The organism is Roseobacter cerasinus (assembly GCF_009811755.1).
Taxonomy (GTDB): domain Bacteria; phylum Pseudomonadota; class Alphaproteobacteria; order Rhodobacterales; family Rhodobacteraceae; genus Roseobacter; species Roseobacter cerasinus.
The window spans coordinates 16553-36796 of the sequence record NZ_BLIV01000012.1; the positions used below are offsets into that span (position 1 = coordinate 16553).

18 protein-coding genes, 1 tRNA gene and 1 pseudogene are annotated in these 20244 nt (G+C 64.0%); 10 read left to right on the forward strand and 10 right to left on the reverse strand.

All coding sequences use genetic code 11. The features are described from left to right. Nucleotides 1-26 precede the first annotated feature (26 nt). Together So717_RS20970 and So717_RS20975 are read right to left on the reverse strand one after the other, a co-directional pair. On the reverse strand, nucleotides 27-512 hold the full coding sequence (locus So717_RS20970; RefSeq protein ID WP_159981004.1) for a copper chaperone PCu(A)C: 486 nt from the start codon (nucleotides 510-512) through the stop codon (nucleotides 27-29). 39 nt (nucleotides 513-551) lie between these two features. Continuing rightward, complete coding sequence (locus tag So717_RS20975; protein ID WP_159981006.1) at nucleotides 552-911, reverse strand: hypothetical protein; 360 nt, start codon at nucleotides 909-911, stop codon at nucleotides 552-554. A gap of 131 nt (nucleotides 912-1042) precedes the next feature. Here So717_RS20975 and So717_RS20980 point away from each other — a divergent pair, with 131 nt between their 5' ends. Further along, complete coding sequence (locus So717_RS20980; RefSeq protein ID WP_159981008.1) at nucleotides 1043-2497, forward strand: aldehyde dehydrogenase family protein; 1455 nt, start codon at nucleotides 1043-1045, stop codon at nucleotides 2495-2497. A 6-nt stretch (nucleotides 2498-2503) separates the two neighbouring features. On the opposite strand, the gene So717_RS20985 is transcribed toward So717_RS20980, so the two are convergent. From So717_RS20985 to So717_RS21015, 7 genes are all read right to left on the reverse strand, one after another. Continuing rightward, nucleotides 2504-3439 (reverse strand): AEC family transporter, encoded by a 936-nt coding sequence (locus So717_RS20985; RefSeq protein WP_159981010.1) that lies wholly within the window; start codon nucleotides 3437-3439, stop codon nucleotides 2504-2506. Between the two features lie 66 nt (nucleotides 3440-3505). Beyond that, nucleotides 3506-4306, reverse strand: a complete 801-nt coding sequence (locus So717_RS20990; RefSeq protein WP_159981012.1) for an MBL fold metallo-hydrolase — start codon at nucleotides 4304-4306, stop codon at nucleotides 3506-3508. Then, nucleotides 4306-5112, reverse strand: a complete 807-nt coding sequence (locus tag So717_RS20995) for a TatD family hydrolase (protein WP_159981014.1) — start codon at nucleotides 5110-5112, stop codon at nucleotides 4306-4308. The genes So717_RS20990 and So717_RS20995 overlap by 1 nt, the downstream gene beginning before the upstream one ends. 30 nt (nucleotides 5113-5142) lie before the next feature. Then, a complete protein-coding gene (locus tag So717_RS21000; RefSeq protein ID WP_159981016.1) occupies nucleotides 5143-6249 on the reverse strand; it encodes a DNA polymerase III subunit delta' in 1107 nt (368 codons plus the stop codon). After that, nucleotides 6246-6884, reverse strand: coding sequence for a dTMP kinase (gene tmk, locus So717_RS21005; protein ID WP_159981018.1), 639 nt, complete (start codon nucleotides 6882-6884; stop codon nucleotides 6246-6248). The genes So717_RS21000 and tmk overlap by 4 nt, the downstream gene beginning before the upstream one ends. Continuing rightward, complete coding sequence (locus So717_RS21010) at nucleotides 6881-8050, reverse strand: D-alanyl-D-alanine carboxypeptidase family protein (RefSeq protein WP_159981020.1); 1170 nt, start codon at nucleotides 8048-8050, stop codon at nucleotides 6881-6883. Before So717_RS21010 ends, tmk begins: the two co-directional genes overlap by 4 nt. A gap of 20 nt (nucleotides 8051-8070) precedes the next feature. Then, nucleotides 8071-8949: an SPOR domain-containing protein gene (locus So717_RS21015; protein ID WP_159981022.1), complete on the reverse strand. Its 879-nt coding sequence runs from the start codon at nucleotides 8947-8949 to the stop codon at nucleotides 8071-8073. Nucleotides 8950-9142: 193 nt separating this feature from the next. Here So717_RS21015 and So717_RS21020 point away from each other — a divergent pair. The 4 genes from So717_RS21020 (at nucleotide 9143) to So717_RS21035 (ending at nucleotide 12381) form a co-directional block, all read left to right on the forward strand. Further along, nucleotides 9143-9232 (forward strand) — tRNA-Ser (locus So717_RS21020). A gap of 271 nt (nucleotides 9233-9503) precedes the next feature. After that, complete coding sequence (locus tag So717_RS21025; protein WP_159981024.1) at nucleotides 9504-9914, forward strand: CreA family protein; 411 nt, start codon at nucleotides 9504-9506, stop codon at nucleotides 9912-9914. Between the two features lie 130 nt (nucleotides 9915-10044). After that, complete coding sequence (locus So717_RS21030; RefSeq protein WP_159981026.1) at nucleotides 10045-11118, forward strand: AI-2E family transporter; 1074 nt, start codon at nucleotides 10045-10047, stop codon at nucleotides 11116-11118. 255 nt (nucleotides 11119-11373) lie between these two features. Continuing rightward, nucleotides 11374-12381, forward strand: a complete 1008-nt coding sequence (locus So717_RS21035) for an NAD(P)/FAD-dependent oxidoreductase (protein ID WP_159981028.1) — start codon at nucleotides 11374-11376, stop codon at nucleotides 12379-12381. Here the strand turns inward: So717_RS21035 and So717_RS21040 are convergent. Further along, nucleotides 12371-13126: a sulfite exporter TauE/SafE family protein gene (locus So717_RS21040; RefSeq protein ID WP_159981030.1), complete on the reverse strand. Its 756-nt coding sequence runs from the start codon at nucleotides 13124-13126 to the stop codon at nucleotides 12371-12373. The two genes, So717_RS21035 and So717_RS21040, sit on opposite strands and share 11 nt — an antisense overlap. A gap of 290 nt (nucleotides 13127-13416) precedes the next feature. Between So717_RS21040 and So717_RS21045 the strand changes: the two genes are divergently transcribed. From So717_RS21045 to So717_RS21065, 5 genes and pseudogenes are all read left to right on the forward strand, one after another. Next, nucleotides 13417-14952, forward strand: a complete 1536-nt coding sequence (locus So717_RS21045) for an acyl--CoA ligase (RefSeq protein ID WP_159981032.1) — start codon at nucleotides 13417-13419, stop codon at nucleotides 14950-14952. Beyond that, nucleotides 14949-15926, forward strand: a complete 978-nt coding sequence (locus So717_RS21050) for a 2-dehydropantoate 2-reductase (RefSeq protein ID WP_159981034.1) — start codon at nucleotides 14949-14951, stop codon at nucleotides 15924-15926. Before So717_RS21045 ends, So717_RS21050 begins: the two co-directional genes overlap by 4 nt. Nucleotides 15927-16020: 94 nt before the next feature. Continuing rightward, nucleotides 16021-16527: pseudogene (locus So717_RS21055) on the forward strand (ABC transporter ATP-binding protein); the annotation flags it as partial. A 158-nt stretch (nucleotides 16528-16685) separates the two neighbouring features. Next, a complete protein-coding gene (locus So717_RS21060) occupies nucleotides 16686-19061 on the forward strand; it encodes an FtsX-like permease family protein (protein ID WP_159981038.1) in 2376 nt (791 codons plus the stop codon). Next, complete coding sequence (locus So717_RS21065; RefSeq protein ID WP_174239081.1) at nucleotides 19051-20133, forward strand: lipocalin-like domain-containing protein; 1083 nt, start codon at nucleotides 19051-19053, stop codon at nucleotides 20131-20133. Before So717_RS21060 ends, So717_RS21065 begins: the two co-directional genes overlap by 11 nt. Nucleotides 20134-20244 lie beyond the last annotated feature (111 nt).

Sequence of the window (20244 nt, forward strand, 5' to 3'; positions counted from 1 at the left end):
CCCGGTCACCGGACCCTGCGCGCGCCTCAGTTGGTTTTGCCGTGGTTGCCGTGATCATGCCCGACAGCGGTGCCGCGCTCTTCGACGCTGAATTCCACCTCAAGCTCGCCCGATTGCTCAAAGATGAGCGTCGCGGGGATCTTGTCACCCACATCGAACCCGTTGCCACCAAGGCCCATGAACATCACATGCAGCCCGCCGGGCTCCAGTGCCACCGTCTCACCGGCGGGAATGTCGATGGCCTCCACATGCATCATGCGGGCGATGCCGTCCTTTTCTTCAGTCGTGTGCAACTCGACCTTGGGGTAGTCCGCGCGCACCCCGATCAGGCGGTCGGCGGTCTCGCCCGTGTTGGTGATGGTCAGATAGCCGCCGCCTGACTTTGCGGTGGGCGCGGTGTTGAAGGCCATCGGGTGGTCGATAACCAGGGCACCGACCTTGTAGTCATGTGCGAGGGCGGCGGTGGACAGGGCCAAGAGCGCGGTGGCGGCCGCAAGTGTAAAACGTGTCATTCTGTGATCCTTTTGGAGTGTTTGAGCTGCGTGAAGGGATCACAAGGGCGGCGGTGCGCGGCTTGGCGGTGTCAGATGCGCGTGCCGTGGCGCGGGCGCGGCTTCGGAGGTGTCGTTCTGTTGGATAAGGCTATAAACCACCGGCGCCAGGGCCTGCGCCGTCGCATCTGGAGTCAGGGCGTTGGCGCTGATCCTGCAGGCCTCGCAGCCCGCGGTCAGGTGATGCGCGAGATTATCCTCGCCGCACAGCTCGGCCAGCGTGCCACCCATGCTGACATAGGCCAGCAAGTCGGGATCAGGCTGAGTTGTTCTATGCGCAAACGCTGATGCTGACATGGCGAGGCTCGCCAGCAGCAAAAGCGCAAGACCTGCGCGGGTGAGAGCTTGTCGAAGCATCATAGAAGTGTCTTAGGCCGTGCGGCAAGCGGGGTCCAGTGGTGGCAGATGGCTGCGGGCCTCTGTCGCGGATCGGGGTTGACGCGCTCCCTGCAGGATGCGCTGATCACGCAGGTGAGATCGGAGGGCAGAGGATGACTGTGAAACCCTTGGGGTTGGATGCGGGCCAGTGTTTGATCGCAGGGCGCTGGCAGGCGCCTGCCGGGCGCGAAACGTTGCCGCTGACCGATCCGTCGACGGGCGCCGTGCTTTGTCAGATTGCGCGGGGGCAGGATGAGGACATTAACGCCGCCGTGGCGGCGGCAGAGGCCGCGCGGGAGGGCGACTGGGGGCGGGCCACCGCAGCGGAGCGGGGCCGGGTGCTGGCCCGACTTGGACAGCTGGTTCTGGAGCAAGCTGACACTCTGGCCGAGTTGGAAGCGCGCGATGTCGGCAAGCCGCTGTCACAGGCACGAGCGGATGTGACGGCCCTGGCGCGCTACATGGAGTTCTACGCCGGGGCGGCGGATAAGGTGCATGGCAGCACGATACCGTATCTTGACGGCTATATGGTCTACACGCTGCGCGAGCCGCATGGGGTCACCGGCCATATCGTGCCCTGGAACTACCCCATGCAGATCATTGGTCGGTCCGTTGGCGCGGCACTGGCGATGGGAAACGCGTGCGTGCTGAAACCGGCTGAGGAGGCGTGCCTGACAGCGCTGGGCTTTGGAGAGCTGGCGCAGCGGGCCGGGCTGCCTGCCGGGGCGCTGAACGTGGTGCCGGGGCTGGGGGCAGAGGCGGGGGCTGCGCTTAGCGCGCATCCGGGTGTCGACCATGTCTCCTTCACCGGGTCGGTTGCCGTGGGCAAGCTGGTGCAGCAAGCGGCGGGGACGAATGTTGTGCCGGTGACACTGGAACTGGGCGGGAAATCACCGCAGCTGGTCTTTGACGATGCGGATATCGCCGAGGCGCTGCCCTTTTTGGTGAACGCAGGCATTCAGAATGCAGGTCAGACCTGCTCTGCCTCCTCGCGTATTCTGGTACAGCGCGGGGTTTACGATCAGGTGGTTGAAGCGATGGCCGAGCGCTATTGTGCCTTGCGCGTCGGTCCCGCGATGGACGATCTGGACGTGGGCCCTCTGATCTCGCAGCGCCAAAGGAGCCGGGTCGAGGCGTTTCTGGCACAGGGCGCGGATCTGGAGATCGCCGGGCAGGCCAAGCTGCCTTTCGGGCTGCCGGAAGGCGGAGCCTACGTCACGCCCACGCTGTTTGTGGGCGCCGCGCCGGATCATGTGCTGGCACAGGATGAGGTTTTTGGTCCGGTGCAGGTGGTTATCCCCTTTGAAGATGAGGAGGAGGCCCTGGCGATTGCCAATGGCACGGCTTATGGTCTAGTCGCCTCGGTCTGGACACGAGACGGCGCGCGGCAGATGCGGCTTGCCAAGGCGCTGCGCGCGGGTCAGGTGTTTCTGAACAACTACGGCGCAGGCGGTGGGGTAGAATTGCCCTTTGGCGGTACTGGGCTGTCCGGGCATGGGCGCGAGAAAGGGTTCGAGGCGCTTTATGGCTTTTCAACGCTGAAGACCGTCGCAGCCCGCCACGGGTGACGCACGTCAGGGTGTGCCAAGCGCCATCAGCCAGAGCCAGACGGTGATCACCGATGCTCCCGTGGCGATCAGCACCGAGGAGGCGGCCACTCGTTTGGCGCGCCCGTACATATTGGCGAAGATGTAGGAGTTCACACCCGGGGCCATGGCTGCTGTCAGCACGCCGGAGCGGAAAGCCTCTGGCGGCAGGCTTTGCAGGCTGCCAAAAAGCCAGACCAGCGCCGGGTGCAGCACCAGCGCAATGCCGCAGACCATCGCGATTGTGCGGCCATCGCCTTCGGGGCGGTATTGGAAAAGCACACCACCGAGCGCAAAGAGCGCTGCGGGCAGGGCTGCGCGGGCAATCAGCGACAGCGCATCATCGACCACCGACGGGACCGCGACGCCGGAGAGGTTGACCACGAAGCCAAGCGCGATGGCCAGCACCAGCGCGTTGCGGAACATCGCGCGGGCGATCCCGCGCAACATGACCAGCGGAGACTGACCCCGGTTCCGCACGATTTCCATCGCCGTGATGCCAAGCCCGTAGCAGAAGGGCGAGTGGATCGACACGATGGCAAAATTACCGGTGAGCGCATCCGGGCCGTAAGCGCGCTCCATGATGGGCAGCCCCAACAGGACCGAATTGGAAAAGAGGCAGCAGAACCCTATGGCGACGCAGTCTTCCCAGGCGCGATGGAACAAGATGCGCGCGCCGATCAGGCCCGCGGCAAAGCAGAGACCTGCGCCTGCATAGAAGCTGCCGAGCAAGGCGGGGTCGAAGGACGTGGTAAGATCAATCTTGGCGATGGCTTGGAACAGCAGGCAGGGGATCGCAAAATGCTGGGTGAAGCTCATGACGCCGTCGATGCCAGCTTCGGGGAAGAGCTTGCGCCAGACCGCGACATAGCCGAAGCCGATGACCAGGAAGACCGGCAGGATGACGTCGAGCAGTGTCTGCATGATCGGGCCTTTGCGCCTTTGGCGAGGGAGGGAGCCTCCGGCGGGGATATTTGTCGCCAAGAGAAGCTATGGCGCGGGGAAGGTGAGGGTGAGCCCGTCGTAAGCAGGCTCGATATGGTCGGGGGTTTCAGCGTTCACGGTGTCGTAATCGAGGTCGATGTGCATGTTGGTGAGCACTGCGCGCTTTGGCTGGACGCGGTCGATCCAGTCGAGGGTCTGGGTCAGGTGGCTGTGCGTCGGGTGCGGGGCGCGGCGGAGCGCATCCACGATCCAGCAGTCCAGGTCATCGAGAAGGGGCCAGGCCGCCTCCGGGATCTGCGCCACGTCGGGCAGATAAGCCAGGTCGCCGATACGGAAGCCAAGCGCGTCCATGCCGCCATGCGCCACGAGGAAGGGCTTGAAGGTGATCGGCCCGCCTGCGCCGTCGATGGTGACGTCGCCATCAATCAGGTGCATGTCGAGGATGGGCGGGTAGGTGGAGCCTTCGGGCTGCACGAAAGCATAGCCGAAGCGATCCAGAAGCGCCGCGCACGTCGGCGCATCAGCCCAGATGGGCAGGCGGGCGCGCATGTTGAAGGCGATCATGCGCAGATCATCGATGCCGTGCACATGGTCGGCGTGCGCGTGCGTGTAGATCACCGCGTCGAGCCGCCCGATATTGGCTGTCAGCAACTGGTTGCGCAAGTCCGGTGACGTGTCGATCAGCACCGTAGTCGTGCCCTCGGCGCTCTCGCGTTCGACTAGAAGCGAGCAGCGTTGGCGCCGGTTGCGGGGGTTCTTGGGGTCGCAGTCGCCCCAGTGGCCACCCAGACGTGGGACGCCGCCGGACGAGCCGCAGCCGAGGACCGTCGCCCGCAGTGTCGCCATCAGGCAGGCACCTTGTATTGCGCCGCCTTGGTGAACAGCCGGTCGAAATTTTCTTGCGTTTGTGCGGCGAAATGCGCGTAGGGGATGCCGAAGGTGTCTGCAGCGGCGCGGGCGGTGTAGCTGGCATAGCCCGGCTCATTGCGTTTGCCACGGAAGGGAGGCGGCGCGAGGTAGGGTGCGTCCGTCTCCACCAAAATCCGGTCGACGGGGGCGGCGGCAAAGATGTCGCGCAGCGCCTGCGATTTGGGAAAGGCGGTGATGCCGGACATCGAGAGGTAGAAGCCCAGGTCCAGAGCGGTTTGTGCCAGCTCTGCTGATGAGGAGAAGCAGTGCATCACACAGGAGAACGCGCCTTTTGCGTGTTCTTCGCTCAGGATGCGCGCCATATCCTCATCCGCATCGCGGGCATGGATGATCAGCGGCAGGGCGGTGGCGCGCGCGGCCTCTATGTGGATGCGCAGGGAGGTCTGCTGCACCTCGGCGCTGTCAGCGGTGTAGTGGTAGTCCAGACCTGTCTCACCGATGCCGACGCATTTGGGATGGCGCGCCACCGCAATGAGGTCATCGACGCTGACCATGGGTTCTTCGGCCACGCTCATCGGATGGGTGCCGGCGGCGAAAAACACCTGAGGGTGTGCCTCAGCGATCCTGCGGACTTGCGGCAGGTTGCGCAGTTTGGTGCAGATGGTGACCATGCGGGTCACCCCCATCTCGGCGGCGCGGGCCAGCACATCGGCATGTTTGCCATCGAAATCGGGGAAATCGAGGTGGCAATGGCTGTCAGTGATCTGGGGTGTGTCGGTCATGCCGGTCCGGTCGGTTTTTGCCGGGTGCGGTCAGGCCTCGGCGGTGTGGCTCATCTTGATGAGGGTATCTAGGACAAGGGCGGCAGGGTCAAGGTTCACCGCGCGCCCATGCTGCGCGCGCGCGCCGGTCTCTTGCGCGATGCGGGCCCAGGCACGGCCTGCGGCCTGATCGGGGGCAAGGCGGTGCAGGATGTCCGCTTCGCCCGGGGCTGCTGCGATGGCGGGCGGATGGCCGGTCGCGCCAGTGCGTGCGAGGCGACTGAGCGCGAGGTCGATCAGCTCAAAGAGCAGGTCGCGCTTGGTTTCGGCCCCGCGTACGGCGGCCGCTTCGGCCAGTTTGACCGCCGCGCCCCGGTCGAACCGGGGCAGGCTGCCGATCAGCGCGATCAGCTCTGCATAGGTTTTGACACCGCCCAGCAGCGACAGGCGCAGCGCAGCGCCGATGGAGCCGCCCGAGAGCTCTGCCAGAGCCTCTGCATCGTGGCCAACGTCGATATCGGCTTGGGTAAAGGCGCGGGCCATGTCGTCAGGTGTCAGAGTGCCGAGCCGCAGGGTGCGGCAGCGCGAGCGGATGGTCGGCAGCAAGCCGGAAGGCCGGTGGCTGATCAGCAGCAGAATGGCGCGGTCGGGCGGCTCCTCCAGCATCTTCAAAAGCGCATTGGCGGCCGAGGTGTTCATCTCATCCGCCGCATCCACGATCACGACCCGGCGCCCGCCGTCCGTGGCCGACAGTTGGAAGAACCCGGCAAGTGCCCGGATGTCATCCACGACGATCTGGTCACGCATTCGGTCTGTCGTCGGGTTGGGCGTGCGGGTGATGGCTTTCAGCCCCGGCTCCGCCCTTGCGGCGATGCGGCGGGCCACGGGGTGCTCGGGGTCGATCTGCAGCGTCTCTGGTGGTGGTGGCGCGCCAAACAGGCCGTCGTCCTGCGGCGGCGGTGTGGCCAGAAGAAAGCGCGCGATGCGCCAGGCGAGCGTGGCCTTGCCGACGCCGCGCGGACCCGTAAGCAGCCAGGCGTGATGCAACCGGCCTGTGTTGTGAGCCTCCAGAAACGCCTGTTCGGCATGGTCATGACCAAAGAGCCGGGCGGTGTCGCGCGGATGCGGCGCGCCTTCGATCTGGTCCGGTGCGGTCATGCCAGGGCCGCCTCTGTCAGGGCAGCGATATCATCGGCGACGCTGTCGATATCGCGCGCGCCGTCGACAATGCGGAAGCGGGATGCGAATTCCTCGGCAAGATCAAGAAAGCCCTGCCGCATCGCTTTTTGCAAATCCTCGCCAAAGGCCTCAAACCGTTCATCCTTGGTTTGCCGCGACAGCGCGCGCGACAGGCCCGTTGCCGGATCCATGTCGATCAGAATGGTCAAATCCGGTTCGCGGCCAATCATCAGCTCATGCAGGCTGTCGACAATACCGCGCAGGTTGCCCCGCGACAGGCCCTGATACATGCGGGTGCTGTCGGCAAAGCGGTCGCACAGCACGATCTTGCCCTCCGCCAGCGCTGGCAGGATCGTGCGCTCCAAATGGTCGCGCCGCGCGGCGGTGAAGAGCAGGATCTCGGTCTCAGCCGACCACCGATCTGGATCGCCCTGCAAAACCAGCGCGCGGATCTCTTCCGCTCCGGGGGAGCCGCCGGGTTCGCGAGTCAGGACCACGTCGTGCCCTTGCTGGGTCAGATGCGTCGCAAGCCGTTTGATCTGGGTCGATTTGCCGGATCCGTCGATGCCCTCAAAGCTGATGAAACGAGCGCCCGGGCGCGGGGCTGCGCTCACGCCTCCTCCTCGGGGCCTTCGACCAGTTTCTTGAACAGCACAAGCGCCGCCGTGCTGATCCGGCTGACAAAGCCGCCTTCGGCAATGTCGCGATCCGCCACCAGGGGCAGGCGTGTCTCGGGCAGCCCCTCAAGAGTGAAGACCAACTCCGCCAGCTGATCCCCCTTGGCGATGGGCGCGCTGAGCGGTCCGGTGTAGACGACCTCGCCCTCAATTTCGCGCGCGGCCAAAGCGGGCATAAGGACACTGATGTCTTGCGCTGCGACCAGCCCCACGGTTGGCTCACTGCCCATCCAGACACTGGCCTGCGCGAACTGCTCACCCTCCTCGGCCAGCGGGCGCATGGCGAACTGACGGAAGGCCCAGTTTACGATGGCCTGGCTCTCTTGCGCGCGGGTGCGCACTGAATCCAGCCCGCTGATGACGAAGATCACGCGCCGGTCGCCCTGTTTGGCGGAGCCGGTGAGGCCATATCCGGCCTCTTCGGTGTGGCCGGTTTTCAGACCGTCTGCGCCGATGCCCATGGTCAGCACCGGGTTGCGATTACGTTTGTTGCTGGGCACGCGGTTGTCGAACTCAAACTCCGTTTCGGCAAAAAGCGGATAGAATTCCGGGAAATCACTGATCAAACGATCAGCAAGCAGCGCCAGATCGCGCATCGACATCAGATGCCCGGCCTGCGGCCAGCCGCTGGAGTTCACGAAGGTTGAGTTGGTCATGCCAAGCTGCTGCGCGCGCTGGGTCATCAACCGGGCAAAGCCGTACTCGGTACCATCCGGCGAGAGCGCCTCGGCAATCACCACGCAGGCGTCATTTCCCGACAGCACGATGATGCCGCGGATGAGATCCTCGACCGACACCCGCTCTCCCGAGCGCAGGAACATGCTGGAGCCGCCAAAGGACTGCGCATGCTCGGAGACCAACAGCTCTTCGTTCAAGTCAAGTCCACCATCGGCCTTGCCACGGCGGACCGCTTCGAACGCCATGTAGAGCGTCATCAGCTTGGACATCGAAGCCGGTGGCAGCGGCTCGTCCGCGTTCTTGTTCAGCAGGACCGTGCCGGTGGTCTGATCGATCACAAAGGCCGAGGTCGCCTGCGTGTCAAAGGCCGTGGCCGTGGTGGTGGAGAGGATCAGGGCCAGAATGGCGGTCGCATGTCGGATCACGTATGTCGTCCTTTCCCGGTTCAGTTCGTCACGGCGTAGGCGTCGGAGAAGCCTTCGCGTTTGATCGTTTCCAACAGCTTACCGCGCTCCGACGTGCTGTTGGCGGGGCCAACGATGACCCGCCAGAAGGGTTTGCCGCCCAGCTGCTGTTGCTTGACGGTGGGGATCAGCCCCGCACCGCGCATCTGCTTGGCCGCCCGGTTGGCATTGGCTTCCTGACTGAATATGCCGATCTGGATGAAGGGTTTGTCAATGGTCGACTGCGGCAGCGTGGACTGCGGCAGGGGGGATACAGTTGGCGCCGCTGCCGCAGTGTCTGCAGGTGTCTCAGGAGCGTCCTCAATGGCCGCACCCGCTGCGGCGATCGGGTCAAGGCTGGTCTGTGTGATCTGAGCAGGTGCGTCGATGGCATCCTCAGCTGGGGCAACGGCCACGGCCTCCTTGCGCAGGGCAACCACATCCAGATCGGAGGGCGCGCCGGCCAGAACACCAAGAGCTTGTGCCGCATCAGAGGATATCTGCAGGCGGGGGCCGGGTATATCGCGCTCGCGTCGGAACAGAGCACCCACCACAAACTGTCCGTTGGCGGTGTTGCGAATGAGCACGCGCTCAGGCTCGGTCACATCGGGATGCGCCACCCAGACGCCGCCGAGAGAGGGACGCCCGTCCCAGAGGCCCGGCTCCCTGGCGGCAAAGACGTCAGGCGCTTCGACGTCCTGCTCGACAGCGTTACTCTGCGGCGCAGGGGCGGGTGCACTTTCTGCCTCGGTTTTGGGGGTGAAGATGTCTTGAAACTTGAACGTTCCGGCATCGTCGCAGCCTGACAGCAGGAGCAACAGGATGCCTCCCATGGCCAGTTTGGGCCCGGGATCAAACCGTGGTGTTGTGTTGCGGCGCATGATGCCTATCCTTGCCTGCTGGCCGGTTCTCCGGCGACGTTTCTGCCCCTTGTGCAGGGGTCTTGGCGCATACTCTACCTTGGCGCGCAGGCTCTGGGAAGGCTTGGGGCGGTAAATCGGCGGTGATCCGGCGCAGATTGGCCTGGTTTTTTCTATTTCAGAATCGTGGCAACCTCTCTAGGAGAGGCGCACCGGAGGAGTGGCAGAGTGGTCGAATGCACCGGTCTTGAAAACCGGCGTGCGTGAAAGCGTACCGTGGGTTCGAATCCCACCTCCTCCGCCATCACCCCTTCAGAGGCGCAAAATCCCCTAACATACTGAATGGTAACGTAGTTTTTGGGGTTCGAAGTCCCTCTTTTCGGCAGTAGTGCAAGCGCTCATCAAAGGTCAGTTTTAGCACGGCTCTGCGCAGGATTAGATCACCATTCTTCCATATTTTCCAGGGGCTTGAGAGGAATCTGCAAGCGAGTTCGAACATTTCCTCGAAGCTGCTTTGTGGTTGGCCACCATTCTGGAGTTCGTTTCAGGCCAGGCATTGGGGTACTGCGCATGGGATGACACTGGCCTCGCCCGTCCAGAAGGCAGCGCACGCTCTGGGCGCGTTCTGCTTTATGGCGCAGGCCGCGGCGGCGGAGCGGGTTGGCAATGTCGACGTGGACTGGTTTGGCCATCACATCGTCATCGAGGTGTTTTCAGATCCACTGGTCGAGGGCGCTACGTGCCACGTCTCCTATTTTGAGCTTGGTCTGATCGACCGCCTTGAGAACGGCGGTTGGTTTGAAGATCCGTCCAACTCCTCCATTACGTATCGCCAGACCGGCCCGATTTCTATCGGAGATATTGACCGATCAGACGAGGGCGAAGGTGTCTTTTCCGAGCGCCGGTGCATCATCTGGAAGTCATTGAATATCAAGCGCATCCTTGATGGGGCAAATCGGACCTTGATTTGCATCTGCCATGCATGAGAAGTGTAGAAAGGCTCTGCCAAAATGTCCATTTCAACCGTCCCGCTTAACCAAGACTGAGGCGTGGGGGCCACCGGACGGGGCGTGATCGCCCGCCAACCACGCCTCATATTCAAACGGATGCTGCAATATGCAAGACGACATACGCGCCCTCCGGCGCAGCACCGGGACGTTGGCGATCATCGCGGTCTTCGTCGTGGCCTATTTTGCGCGCGATCTCATCCTGCCCGTGATGTTGGGTTTCCTGCTCGCGCTCACCTTGAGCCCGATCAATCGCTTTCTACAACGCAGAGGGCTGCCAGCCGCTTTCGCGGCGACACTGCTGATCCTGTCGGCGACGGCGTGCATTGGCGGTGCGGTGTTCTTTGCAGGAGATACCGTGCGCGCCTGGTCCAACGACGCACCCAATATTGCGCGGGATCTCAAGTACAAGCTGAGCGGGGTGACTGAAACCATCGATGCGGTGAAAGACGCCTCGACCGAGGTGGAGAAGATGACTGCCGCGCCAGCCGAGGGGCCCCAACAGGTTGTTGTGCAGCAACCAGGCCTGTTGAATTCAGCGGTCACGGTTGCAGCCAGCAGCCTAACATCTCTGGCGGTGGCGCTGGTTCTGGCCCTGTTCCTGCTGGCCTCTGGCGATCTGTTCTACGTCAAGCTGGTGCAGACCTTCCGAACGCTGAGCGGGAAAAAGCAGGCGTTGGCCATGGTCTATGATATCGAGCGGCGCGTGTCCGGCTATCTGTTGACCATTACGTTGATCAACGCGGGCCTTGGGGTCGTGGTTGCAGCGGCGCTTTGGGCGGTTGGCCTTGAACACGCCTACATCTGGGGCGTTGCGGCGTTTTTGCTGAACTATCTGCCGATCATCGGCGGCGTGGTGGGCACCGTCTTCGTCGGAATTCATGCGATCACCTATTTCGACAGCGTGTCTTATGCGCTGATCGCTCCCATCGCGTATCAAGTGCTGACCACCGTTGAGGCGCAATTCGTCACCCCCTATCTGCTTGGGCGACGGCTTGAGTTGAACATCGTGGCGGTCTTTCTGACGGTTGTTCTGTGGGCCTGGCTCTGGGGCATCGCTGGGGCGCTGGTCGCCGTTCCGTTCCTGCTGGTGTTCAAGGTCGTCTGCGACAATGTCGACAGTCTGACCGTGATCAGCAACTTTCTCGGGGCGGCACAGGATCCACCAAAACAGCGAACATAGGCACCAGCCGCGTTTCAATGCGGCGAGACAGCCCGGTCGTCAAGCGCAGCGGTCGCGGTGCCCGGGCGAGACCGGCGACAGGTCAGTACTGCAGGTCTTGCAGTTTCCTTGTGCTGGCGACAGTGTCAGGCCTTCGGGGGATATTCGGTGCAGCTTTCACAGAATCCACTTGGTCAACTGTCTCCTGTGCATAGTGGTCGGGCAGAAGGAGCGCTCTATCTCTCTCGGGGCTGAGGGCGCGCGAAGGGTGAAGACATGGGCGAAAAGCAACGGATTGCGGTGATCGGAGCCGGTCTGACGGGTCTGACAGTGGCGCGAGCGCTTGCCGAAACTGCCTCGGTGGCTGTTATCGAAAAATCGCGCGGGTTGGGCGGGCGCATGGCAACCCGTCGCGCCGAGCCTTTCGCTTTTGATCACGGGACGCAGTATTTCTCTGCAAAAAGTCCGGCGTTTGAGACGTTTCTCGCACCGTATATCGCGGCGGGAACAGTGAAACCTTGGGCACCCAAATCGGTGATATTGCCACAAGATGCGGGGGACGCGCCCGTCTGGGCCAGCCCGCGATATGTTGCCGCTCCTAGCATGACCGCGCTGGCCAAGGCCTTGGCGTCGGATCTCGATGTCACACGTGGGTGGCAGGTGGAGACGCTGCATCGGGAGCAGGCCGGGTGGCTGCTGATCAATCGGGAGGGTCAGCAATTGGGTCCTTTCGATTGGGTGGTCAGCACGGCGCCGCTGCCCCAGACAGCCGCGCTCCTGCCAACGTCGTTTGCGGGGGGCAGCGCCTTTTCGCAGGCACGGATGCAGGGCTGCTACAGCCTCATGCTGGGCTTTGCCGATCCGCTGCCGCTGGCGTGGGAGGCGGCCTGGGTGCGCGAGGGGCCGCTGGCCTGGATTGCGGTGGACAGCTCCAAACCCGGGCGGGGCGGGCCACAGGCCATTGTCGCGCAAACCTCAAACGACTGGGCGGAGGCCAATCTGGAGCGCCCGCAAGAGGAGGTGAGGGATGAGTTGCGCGACGCCTTTGCAACCGCAACGGGGCAAGACCCAAGCGGTGCGGCTTACATCAGCCTGCACCGTTGGCGTTATGCGAATGTCCCCGTGCCAGCGGATGCGCCGTTTCTGATTGATCAAGAGAGCGGCTTGGCCGCTGCCGGAGATTGGTGCGGGGCAGGCAAGGTGGAGGCTGCTTTTGAAAGTGCCACGGCTCTGGCCGCCGCGTTGATGCCGTCACTGCAAGGGGCGCGCGTGCTTACCCCATGAGCGTGGTTCCACCGACATAGATCAACCGCAGCGCCAGCAGCGTCAGGATCGCGGTGAGAACCCGGCCAAAGACGGCCTCATTCAACCGCAGCAGGATCGACCGGCCCGCAATCGTGCCGAGCAGCCCGGCTCCGATCAACAGGGCAACAAACCCGAGCCAGCTGGAGAAGCCAAAGCCCAGCAGCCCAAAGGCGACGGTCTTGAGCAAATGCTGCGCGGTCATCATCGCAGCGTGCGTGCCTACGTGGCGCATCCGGTCCAGCGCCAGCGCTTTTACGAAGGCGGCGACAAATGGTCCGGTGCCACCCACAAACATGGTCAGCAGGCTGGAGAAGCCACCGGTCACTCCGGCAGAGCGTTCCATCAGGCGGGGCACCGGGAGGTAGAGCATCCAGAGAATGAAAAGCCCCACAATCCCCTGCAGCAGCCCCGCATCAATCTGCACCAGAACACTGCTGCCGATCGCAACGCCCGCCGTGCTGCCGATGAGGAAAGGCCAAAGGTATCGCCGGTCAATATGCTGCCGGAAGGCAAAGCTGCGCCCGGCGTTGGAGCCCAGCTGCACCAGCCCATGTACAGGAATGATCGCTGACGGTGGCAGCACCGAGGCGAGCACGGCCAGCATCAGGATGCCACCGCCGATGCCAAAGGCGGCCGTGATCATCGAGCTGAGGAAACTCAGCACAAGCAGCCCGACCGCCAGCGGCCAGTCCAGCCCGGCAAAGAGGATCTCGGCAATGCTCATATGGGAACGGTCGACCTGTCATTTGCATGAAGATCCAAGTCTAAGCCATTGCTCTTGTTTGGCAACGAGAATCGAGGAACGGCCGGATATATGGTGCTGATGGGTCGAATACCTCGACGCGCGCGCCCCTGTCAGCCTGCAGGACCTCCACGATATCCTTGCGCTCACTCATCCAGGCTGTGGTCGGGTTTGCAACCGGAGTTTGCCTCCCCTGTGCTGCACCGCTACATACAGACACATCTGACTCACACCCGAGGCGCCCGATGGCGCGGAAGACATAGGACACCATCATGCAGAATACTCTCGGCGCGCTTCTGGACCCACATGGCGATGACACGCTGGCCATAGGTGCCCCGGGCCGGGACTGGCTGAGCTATGGCGGGCTGAGATCCCTAAGTGCTGACGTGAGGCACGCTCTGCACGCCATGGGCATTGGTGCCGCTGACCGTGTGGCCATCGTGCTGCCAAACGGGCCGGAAATGGCGGCGGCCTTCGTCACAGTGGGGCAGGTTGCCACCACCGCGCCGCTGAACCCCGCCTACCGCGAGGAGGAATACAAGTTCTACCTTGAGGATCTGAAGGCCAAGGCGCTGTTGGTGGCCGAAGACGACGATGGTCCGGCCCTGGCCGCCGCCAATGCCATCGGCATGGCTGTGATCCGACTGTCGGTGCCGCAGGGCGCGCCTGCCGGCACCTTCACGCTCGCCTCTGATCTGAGCGGGTCGGGGGATCTGCCCCTGCCGACCTCCGAGGATGTGGCGCTTATCCTGCACACCTCCGGGACAACCTCGCGCCCTAAGATTGTGCCGCTCTTGCAATCGAATGTGGCGAGCTCGGCCCAGCATATCGGCACGTCGCTGGCCCTCACCCCGCAGGATCGCTGCATGAATGTGATGCCGCTCTTTCACATTCACGGGTTGATTGCGGCGGTGCTGGCGAGCCTGTCGTCGGGCGCATCGGTCTGGTGCGCGCCGGGCTTTGACGCGCTGAAGTTCTTTGGCTGGATGAAGGAAGCGCAGCCCACATGGTACACAGCCGTGCCGACCATGCATCAGGCGATCCTGACGCGCGCGGGCCGGAATGCGGATGTGATTGAGCAGACAGGGCTGCGCTTCCTGCGGTCCTCTTCGGCGTCACTGCCCGCGCAGGTCATGGTGCAGCTGCAGGACACCTTTGGCGCGCCGGTGATCGAAGCCTACGGCATGACCGAGGCCGCGCATCAGATGGCCTCGAACCCCTTGCCCCCGCGCGCGCAAAAGCCCGGGGCGGTGGGGATCGCTGCTGGTCCGCAGATGCGCGTCGCCCATGAAATCGAGGATCGTCTGACCGAAGGCACCGGCGAGGTTGTGATCTCCGGCCCGAATGTGACCCCCGGCTATGAGGCCAACGCCGAGGCCAACGCCAAGAGCTTTTTTGAAGCTGAGGGCGCGCGCTGGTTCCGCACCGGGGATCAGGGGGCGTTCGACGAAGAGGGCTATTTGCATCTGACCGGGCGCTTGAAAGAGATCATCAACCGGGGCGGCGAAAAGATCAGCCCGCTGGAGGTGGACGGGGTGCTGCTGGACCACCCGGATGTGGCGCAGGTGGTCACCTTCGCGCTGCCGCATCCCAAGCTGGGTGAGGAGGTGGCTGCGGCCATCGTGCTCAAAGAGGGCGCTGAGACCAGCGATCAGGACATTCGCAAGTTTGCCGCGGAGCGGATGGCCGATTTCAAAGTGCCACGCCGCGTCGTGATCATGGACGAGATCCCAAAGGGAGCCACGGGCAAGATGCAGCGGATTGGTCTGGCTGAGAAACTGGGACTTGTCGAAGAGTCCGCATCATGAAGATCTGCATTTTTGGCGCGGGCGCCATTGGCGGCTATATGGGTGCAAAGCTTGCTCAGGCGGGCGCGGACGTCAGCCTCGTGGCGCGGGGCCCGCATCTGGCGGCGATGAAAGAGAACGGCCTGACTCTGATCGAAGAAGGGGCTGATCCGGTGACCATGCCGGTGACCGTCTCTGATGATCCTAGTGAGCTTGGTCCGCAGGACTATGTGATTGTCACTCTCAAGGCCCATTCGGTGCCGCCGGTGGTGGACAAGATGCAGCCGCTGCTCGGCGATGACACGACCATAGTCAGCGGCGTGAATGGTGTGCCTTGGTGGTATTTCCACAAGATCGGGACAGATCTGGAGGGCACGCGGCTCACAACCGTTGATCCCGGCAATGCGCAATGGGAGGGGTTTGGCCCCGACCGTGTGCTGGGCTGTGTGGTCTACCCGGCGGCGGAGGTCTCCGAGCCGGGGGTGATCAAACATGTGGAAGGCAATCGTTTCAGCCTAGGCGAACCCGATGGCTCCAAATCAGAGCGGGCGGTGGCGCTGTCCAAGGCTCTGATGGCCGCCGGATTGAAAGCACCGGTAAGGCCCCGGTTGCGCGATGAGATTTGGGTGAAGCTCTGGGGCAACCTGTCGTTCAATCCCATTTCGGCGCTGACCCATGCGACGCTCGATGTGCTTTGCACTGATCCGGGCACGCGGGCGGTGGCGCGCGGCATGATGGTCGAGGCGCAGGAGATTGCGGAAAAGCTGGGGGTGAAATTCCCGATTGATGTGGAACGGCGCATTGACGGGGGGGGCGCCGTTGGTGCGCATCGCACCTCGATGCTACAGGATCTTGACGCGGGCCGCCCCATGGAAATCGATGCGCTCGTGGCCTCCGTGCAGGAGCTGGGCCGGGTCACAGAGACACCCACCCCGACGATCGACACGGTTCTGTCGCTGGTGCAGCTGCGCGCGCGCAGTGCAGGCCTTTACTAACGCGACCTTGTGCCTTTTGGTCGCAGCGCCCGCGCGGCCTTGAGGCTGGCAGGCAACGAACCATGTTGTAGACAAAGGGGAAAACGGGCGCGTCATGGTTCTGGACATCTGCAATCTGGTCAAGCGGTACGATCCGGCGGCAGAGCCTGTGTTGCGCGACGTGTCCTTCGCCATGGCGCCGGGAGAGACCTTGGCACTGGAAGGCGAATCCGGCAGCGGCAAGAGCACGCTCTTGCATCTTGTGGCGGGGCTGGACCGGGCAAGCGGCGGCCAGATCACAGTGGATGGCACCGACATCACCGCTCTGGCAGATGGCGCTCTTGCACAGATGCGGCGCAGCACCGTGGGGCTGATCTTTCAGCAATTCAACCTGATCCCCAGTCTGACGGTCGAGAAAAACATCGCCTTTCAGGCCCGGCTGGCGGGCCGGTTTGACCCGGATTGGGCCGCGCATCTGGCTGAGACGATTGGCTTGGCGGACCACTTGCAGAGCTACCCCGAAACGCTCTCCGGCGGACAGCAGCAGCGCGTGGCCATCGCGCGCGCACTTGCCGCCAAACCGCGTTTGCTGTTGGCGGATGAGCCAACGGGTAACCTTGATGAAGCCACTGCGGATACGGTTCTGCAGCTGATGCTGGACAGCGCGGCAGAGACGGGAACAGCGTTGCTCATGGTCACGCATTCGCCCCGGCAGGCGGCGCGCATGCAGCGCCGGTTGCACCTCTCGCATGGGGTGGTGCAACCGCTGGAGAGCGCTGCGTGATCCGCCTGGGTCTTGCCGCGCTGCTGTCGCACTGGCGACGCAACCCCTGGCAGTTGGCCACTCTGATTGCGGGGCTGGCGCTGGCCACAGCGCTCTGGTCCGGTGTGCAGGCGATCAACGCAGAGGCCCGCGCGAGCTATGACCGCGCCGCTGATGTGGTCACGGGCAGCGGGCTGGAGCAGATCACCCGCGTCGACGGGCAGGCCTTGAGCACAGTTGAATATGTTGCATTACGTCGCCTCGGCTGGCAGGTCAGCCCGGTGTTGGAGGGCACGCTGCCCGGCACCGATTTGCGGCTTCTGGGCATTGATCCTCTCACGCTGCCGCAACCGGCGTCGAGCGATGGCGCGCCACAAAGCCCGCTGGACGCTGGCGCGCAGGAAGCTGGAGAGGCGGCGGTCTTTCTGCACCCTGACGACGTGGGTCTTTTCGATGGGCTGGATGTCACGTTGCGGCCCCAACCCGAACGGGCGCGGGGCACTGCGCTGACCGATATTGCTGTGGCGCACCGCCTTCTTGACGCGCCGGGGCAGATCACCCGGCTGTTGCTTGACCCAGCGCGGCCCGTCGGGCTCCCACCACTTCCGCCGGAATACCTGCGCAGTCCGCCTGCACAGGGCAATGATGTGGCGCGGCTGACCGAGAGCTTTCACCTCAACCTGACCGCCTTCGGCCTGTTGTCCTTTGCGGTGGGCATCTTCATTGCCTATGGCGCGGTTGGTCTCGCGTTTGAGCAGCGCCGCCCGGTCTTTCGCACTCTGCGGGCGTTGGGGGTGCCGCTGCGGCAGCTGATGGTGTTGCTGGCGGCCGAGCTGGGGGTCTTTGCGCTGCTCGCAGGCGCGTTTGGGGTCGCACTGGGGTATGTCATTGCGGCGGCGTTGCTGCCCGACGTTGCGGCGACCCTGCGCGGGCTCTACGGGGCGGAGATCACGGGTGGTTTGCAGCTGCGCCCGGTCTGGTGGCTCTCCGGTCTTGGCATGGCGCTGGCGGGCACGGGGCTGGCCGGGGCTGCGGCACTTATCAAGCTGGCGAAGCTGCCGCTGTTGTCCTTCAACCACCCGCGCGCCATGAGTATGCATGCCACGGCAGCAGCGCGCTGGCTGGCGCTGGCAGCGTTGGGTCTCTTCGCGGCGGGCCTTACGCTGGCGGTGCTGGGGCAGGGGCTCTTTGCCGGGTTTGGCCTGCTGGGGTGTCTGCTGATTGGTGCGGCCTTCCTGTTGCCCGCGGCCCTCTCTGCGGGGCTGACCCTTGCAGGACGCTGGCATCGTGGTCCGCTGGCGGAGTGGTTCTGGGCGGACAGCCGCCAGCAGCTGCCTGGCCTCTCCATGGCACTGATGGCGTTGCTGCTGGCGATGGCTGCGAATATTGGCGTCTCGACGATGGTGTCGAGCTTTCGGTTGACCTTCACCGGCTATCTCGACCAGCGGTTGGCCTCCGAGCTTTACCTGCGCGCCGAGACGCCCGCGCAGGCCGCCGAGATGATGGCGTTTCTAGAGACCGAGCAGGTCACCGTCCTGCCGATCGTCTGGCAGGATCTGCGCATCGCCGGTCTGCCAGCGGAGATCTATGGCATCCGCGATCACGTCACCTATCGCGAGAACTGGCCGCTGCTGGAGGCGGTGCCGGAGGTTTGGGACAGATTGGCCGCAGGTGAGGGCGCTCTGATCAACGAGCAGCTGGCACGGCGGAACGGGCTTTGGCCGGGGGACAGGCTGCAGACAGGGGACCTCATTCTTGGGGTCTATGGCGACTATGGCAATGCGGCCGGGCAGATCGTGATTTCGCGATCTGCCTTCACTGCGCGCTATCCCGATGTGACCCTCCTGCGGTTTGGCCTGCGCACGGAGACGCCCGACGCTTTGGCCGCAAGGATTGAGGCGCGCTTTGATCTGGCCCCCGATGCGCTGATCAATCAGGCGGATCTCAAGGCGTTTTCGCTGTCGGTGTTCGAGCGGACTTTCGCGGTGACGGCGGCACTCAACGCGCTGACACTCTCTGTGGCTGGGCTGGCGCTGCTCATTGGTCTTTTGACGCTGGCCAGCCTGCGCCTGCCGCAACTGGCGCCTGTCTGGGCGCTGGGTCTCACGCGGCGGCATCTGGCGGGGCTTGAGCTGCTGCGGGCGTTGTGCCTGGCCGCGATGACCGCCGCCCTGGCGCTGCCGCTTGGGTTGGCGCTGGCCTGGGTGCTGCTGGCGGTGGTGAATGTGGAGGCTTTTGGGTGGCGGCTGCCGATGTATCTGTTTCCTCTGGACTACGCGCGCTTGGGTGCGCTGACTTTGCTTGCAGCGACGGTGGCGGCGGCCTGGCCCGCACTGCGGCTGGCGCGGACGCCACCGGACCGTCTGTTGAGGGTGTTCAGCAATGAGCGCTAGGGCGGCTTCTGTGATGCGGCGCATCTGTGCCACCTGGCTGATCCTCACGGTCTGTGCGCTGGTCGTCGCGGTCAAACAGGTGTCCTCGCAGAGCTTTGCCGGTTTGGGCAGCGACGCAGACGGGTTTGCCATGCCCGAGCGCGGCTATGTCTTCGACTTTCCGGCAGATCATGGCGCGCATCCGGCGTTTCGGATCGAGTGGTGGTATCTGACCGCGACGCTCACGGGCGCGGACGGGCGCGACTACGGGCTGCAATGGACCCTTTTTCGCAGTGCGCTGGCCCCGGAGGAAAGCTCAGGCTGGGACAGCCCGCAGCTCTGGCTGGGACACGCCGCCGTGACCACGCCAGAGGCGCACTACGTGGCCGAACGCCGGGCGCGGGGGGGCATTGGACAGGCCGGGGTGATCGCCGACCCGTTCGAGGCTTGGATTGACGACTGGCAGATGGCGGGTGCCCATCTGCAGCAGATGCGGCTGACGGCACGCGGCGCGGACTTCGCCTATGACATGCAACTGCAAGCACAAGGCCCGCTCGTCTTTCACGGGCAGGACGGATACTCGCAAAAATCCGCCTCGGGGCGGGCGAGCTATTACTATTCACAGCCCTTCTTTGAGATTTCAGGCACCCTGACGCTGCCAGAGGGAGAGGTCGCCGTGACCGGCCAGGCCTGGCTGGATCGGGAGTGGGCGTCGCAACCGCTGGGCGCGTCGCAGGTCAGCTGGGACTGGTTTTCCATGACATTCGACGAAGGCACCCGGCTGATGGGGTTCACCCTGCGTGACAGTGCGGGGCCGGATTTCACCGCCGCCACCTGGATCACACCGGACGGGCAGACCACGCCCTTCCCCGATGGCGCCTTTACCGCTGAGCCACTGGTGCAAAGCGACGTGGCCGGGCGGCAGATCCCCACCAGCTGGCGGGTGCTGCTGCCGCAGAAGGGGGTGGATGTGACGGTTGAGGCGCTGAACCCGCAGGCCTGGATGGACACGTCGATCCCCTATTGGGAAGGTCCGGTGCGTCTGAGCGGCACCCATCGTGGGCGCGGGTATCTGGAGATGACGGGGTATTGACGCGAGGCGGCTTCGAAACGCTGCGCGCTTCAATCGCCCCGATGCTGCGGAGCGGGTCTGAGGCAACGGGCCGCTGGCGCTTTCAATTCAATTGATGCTATCCCAAACCCC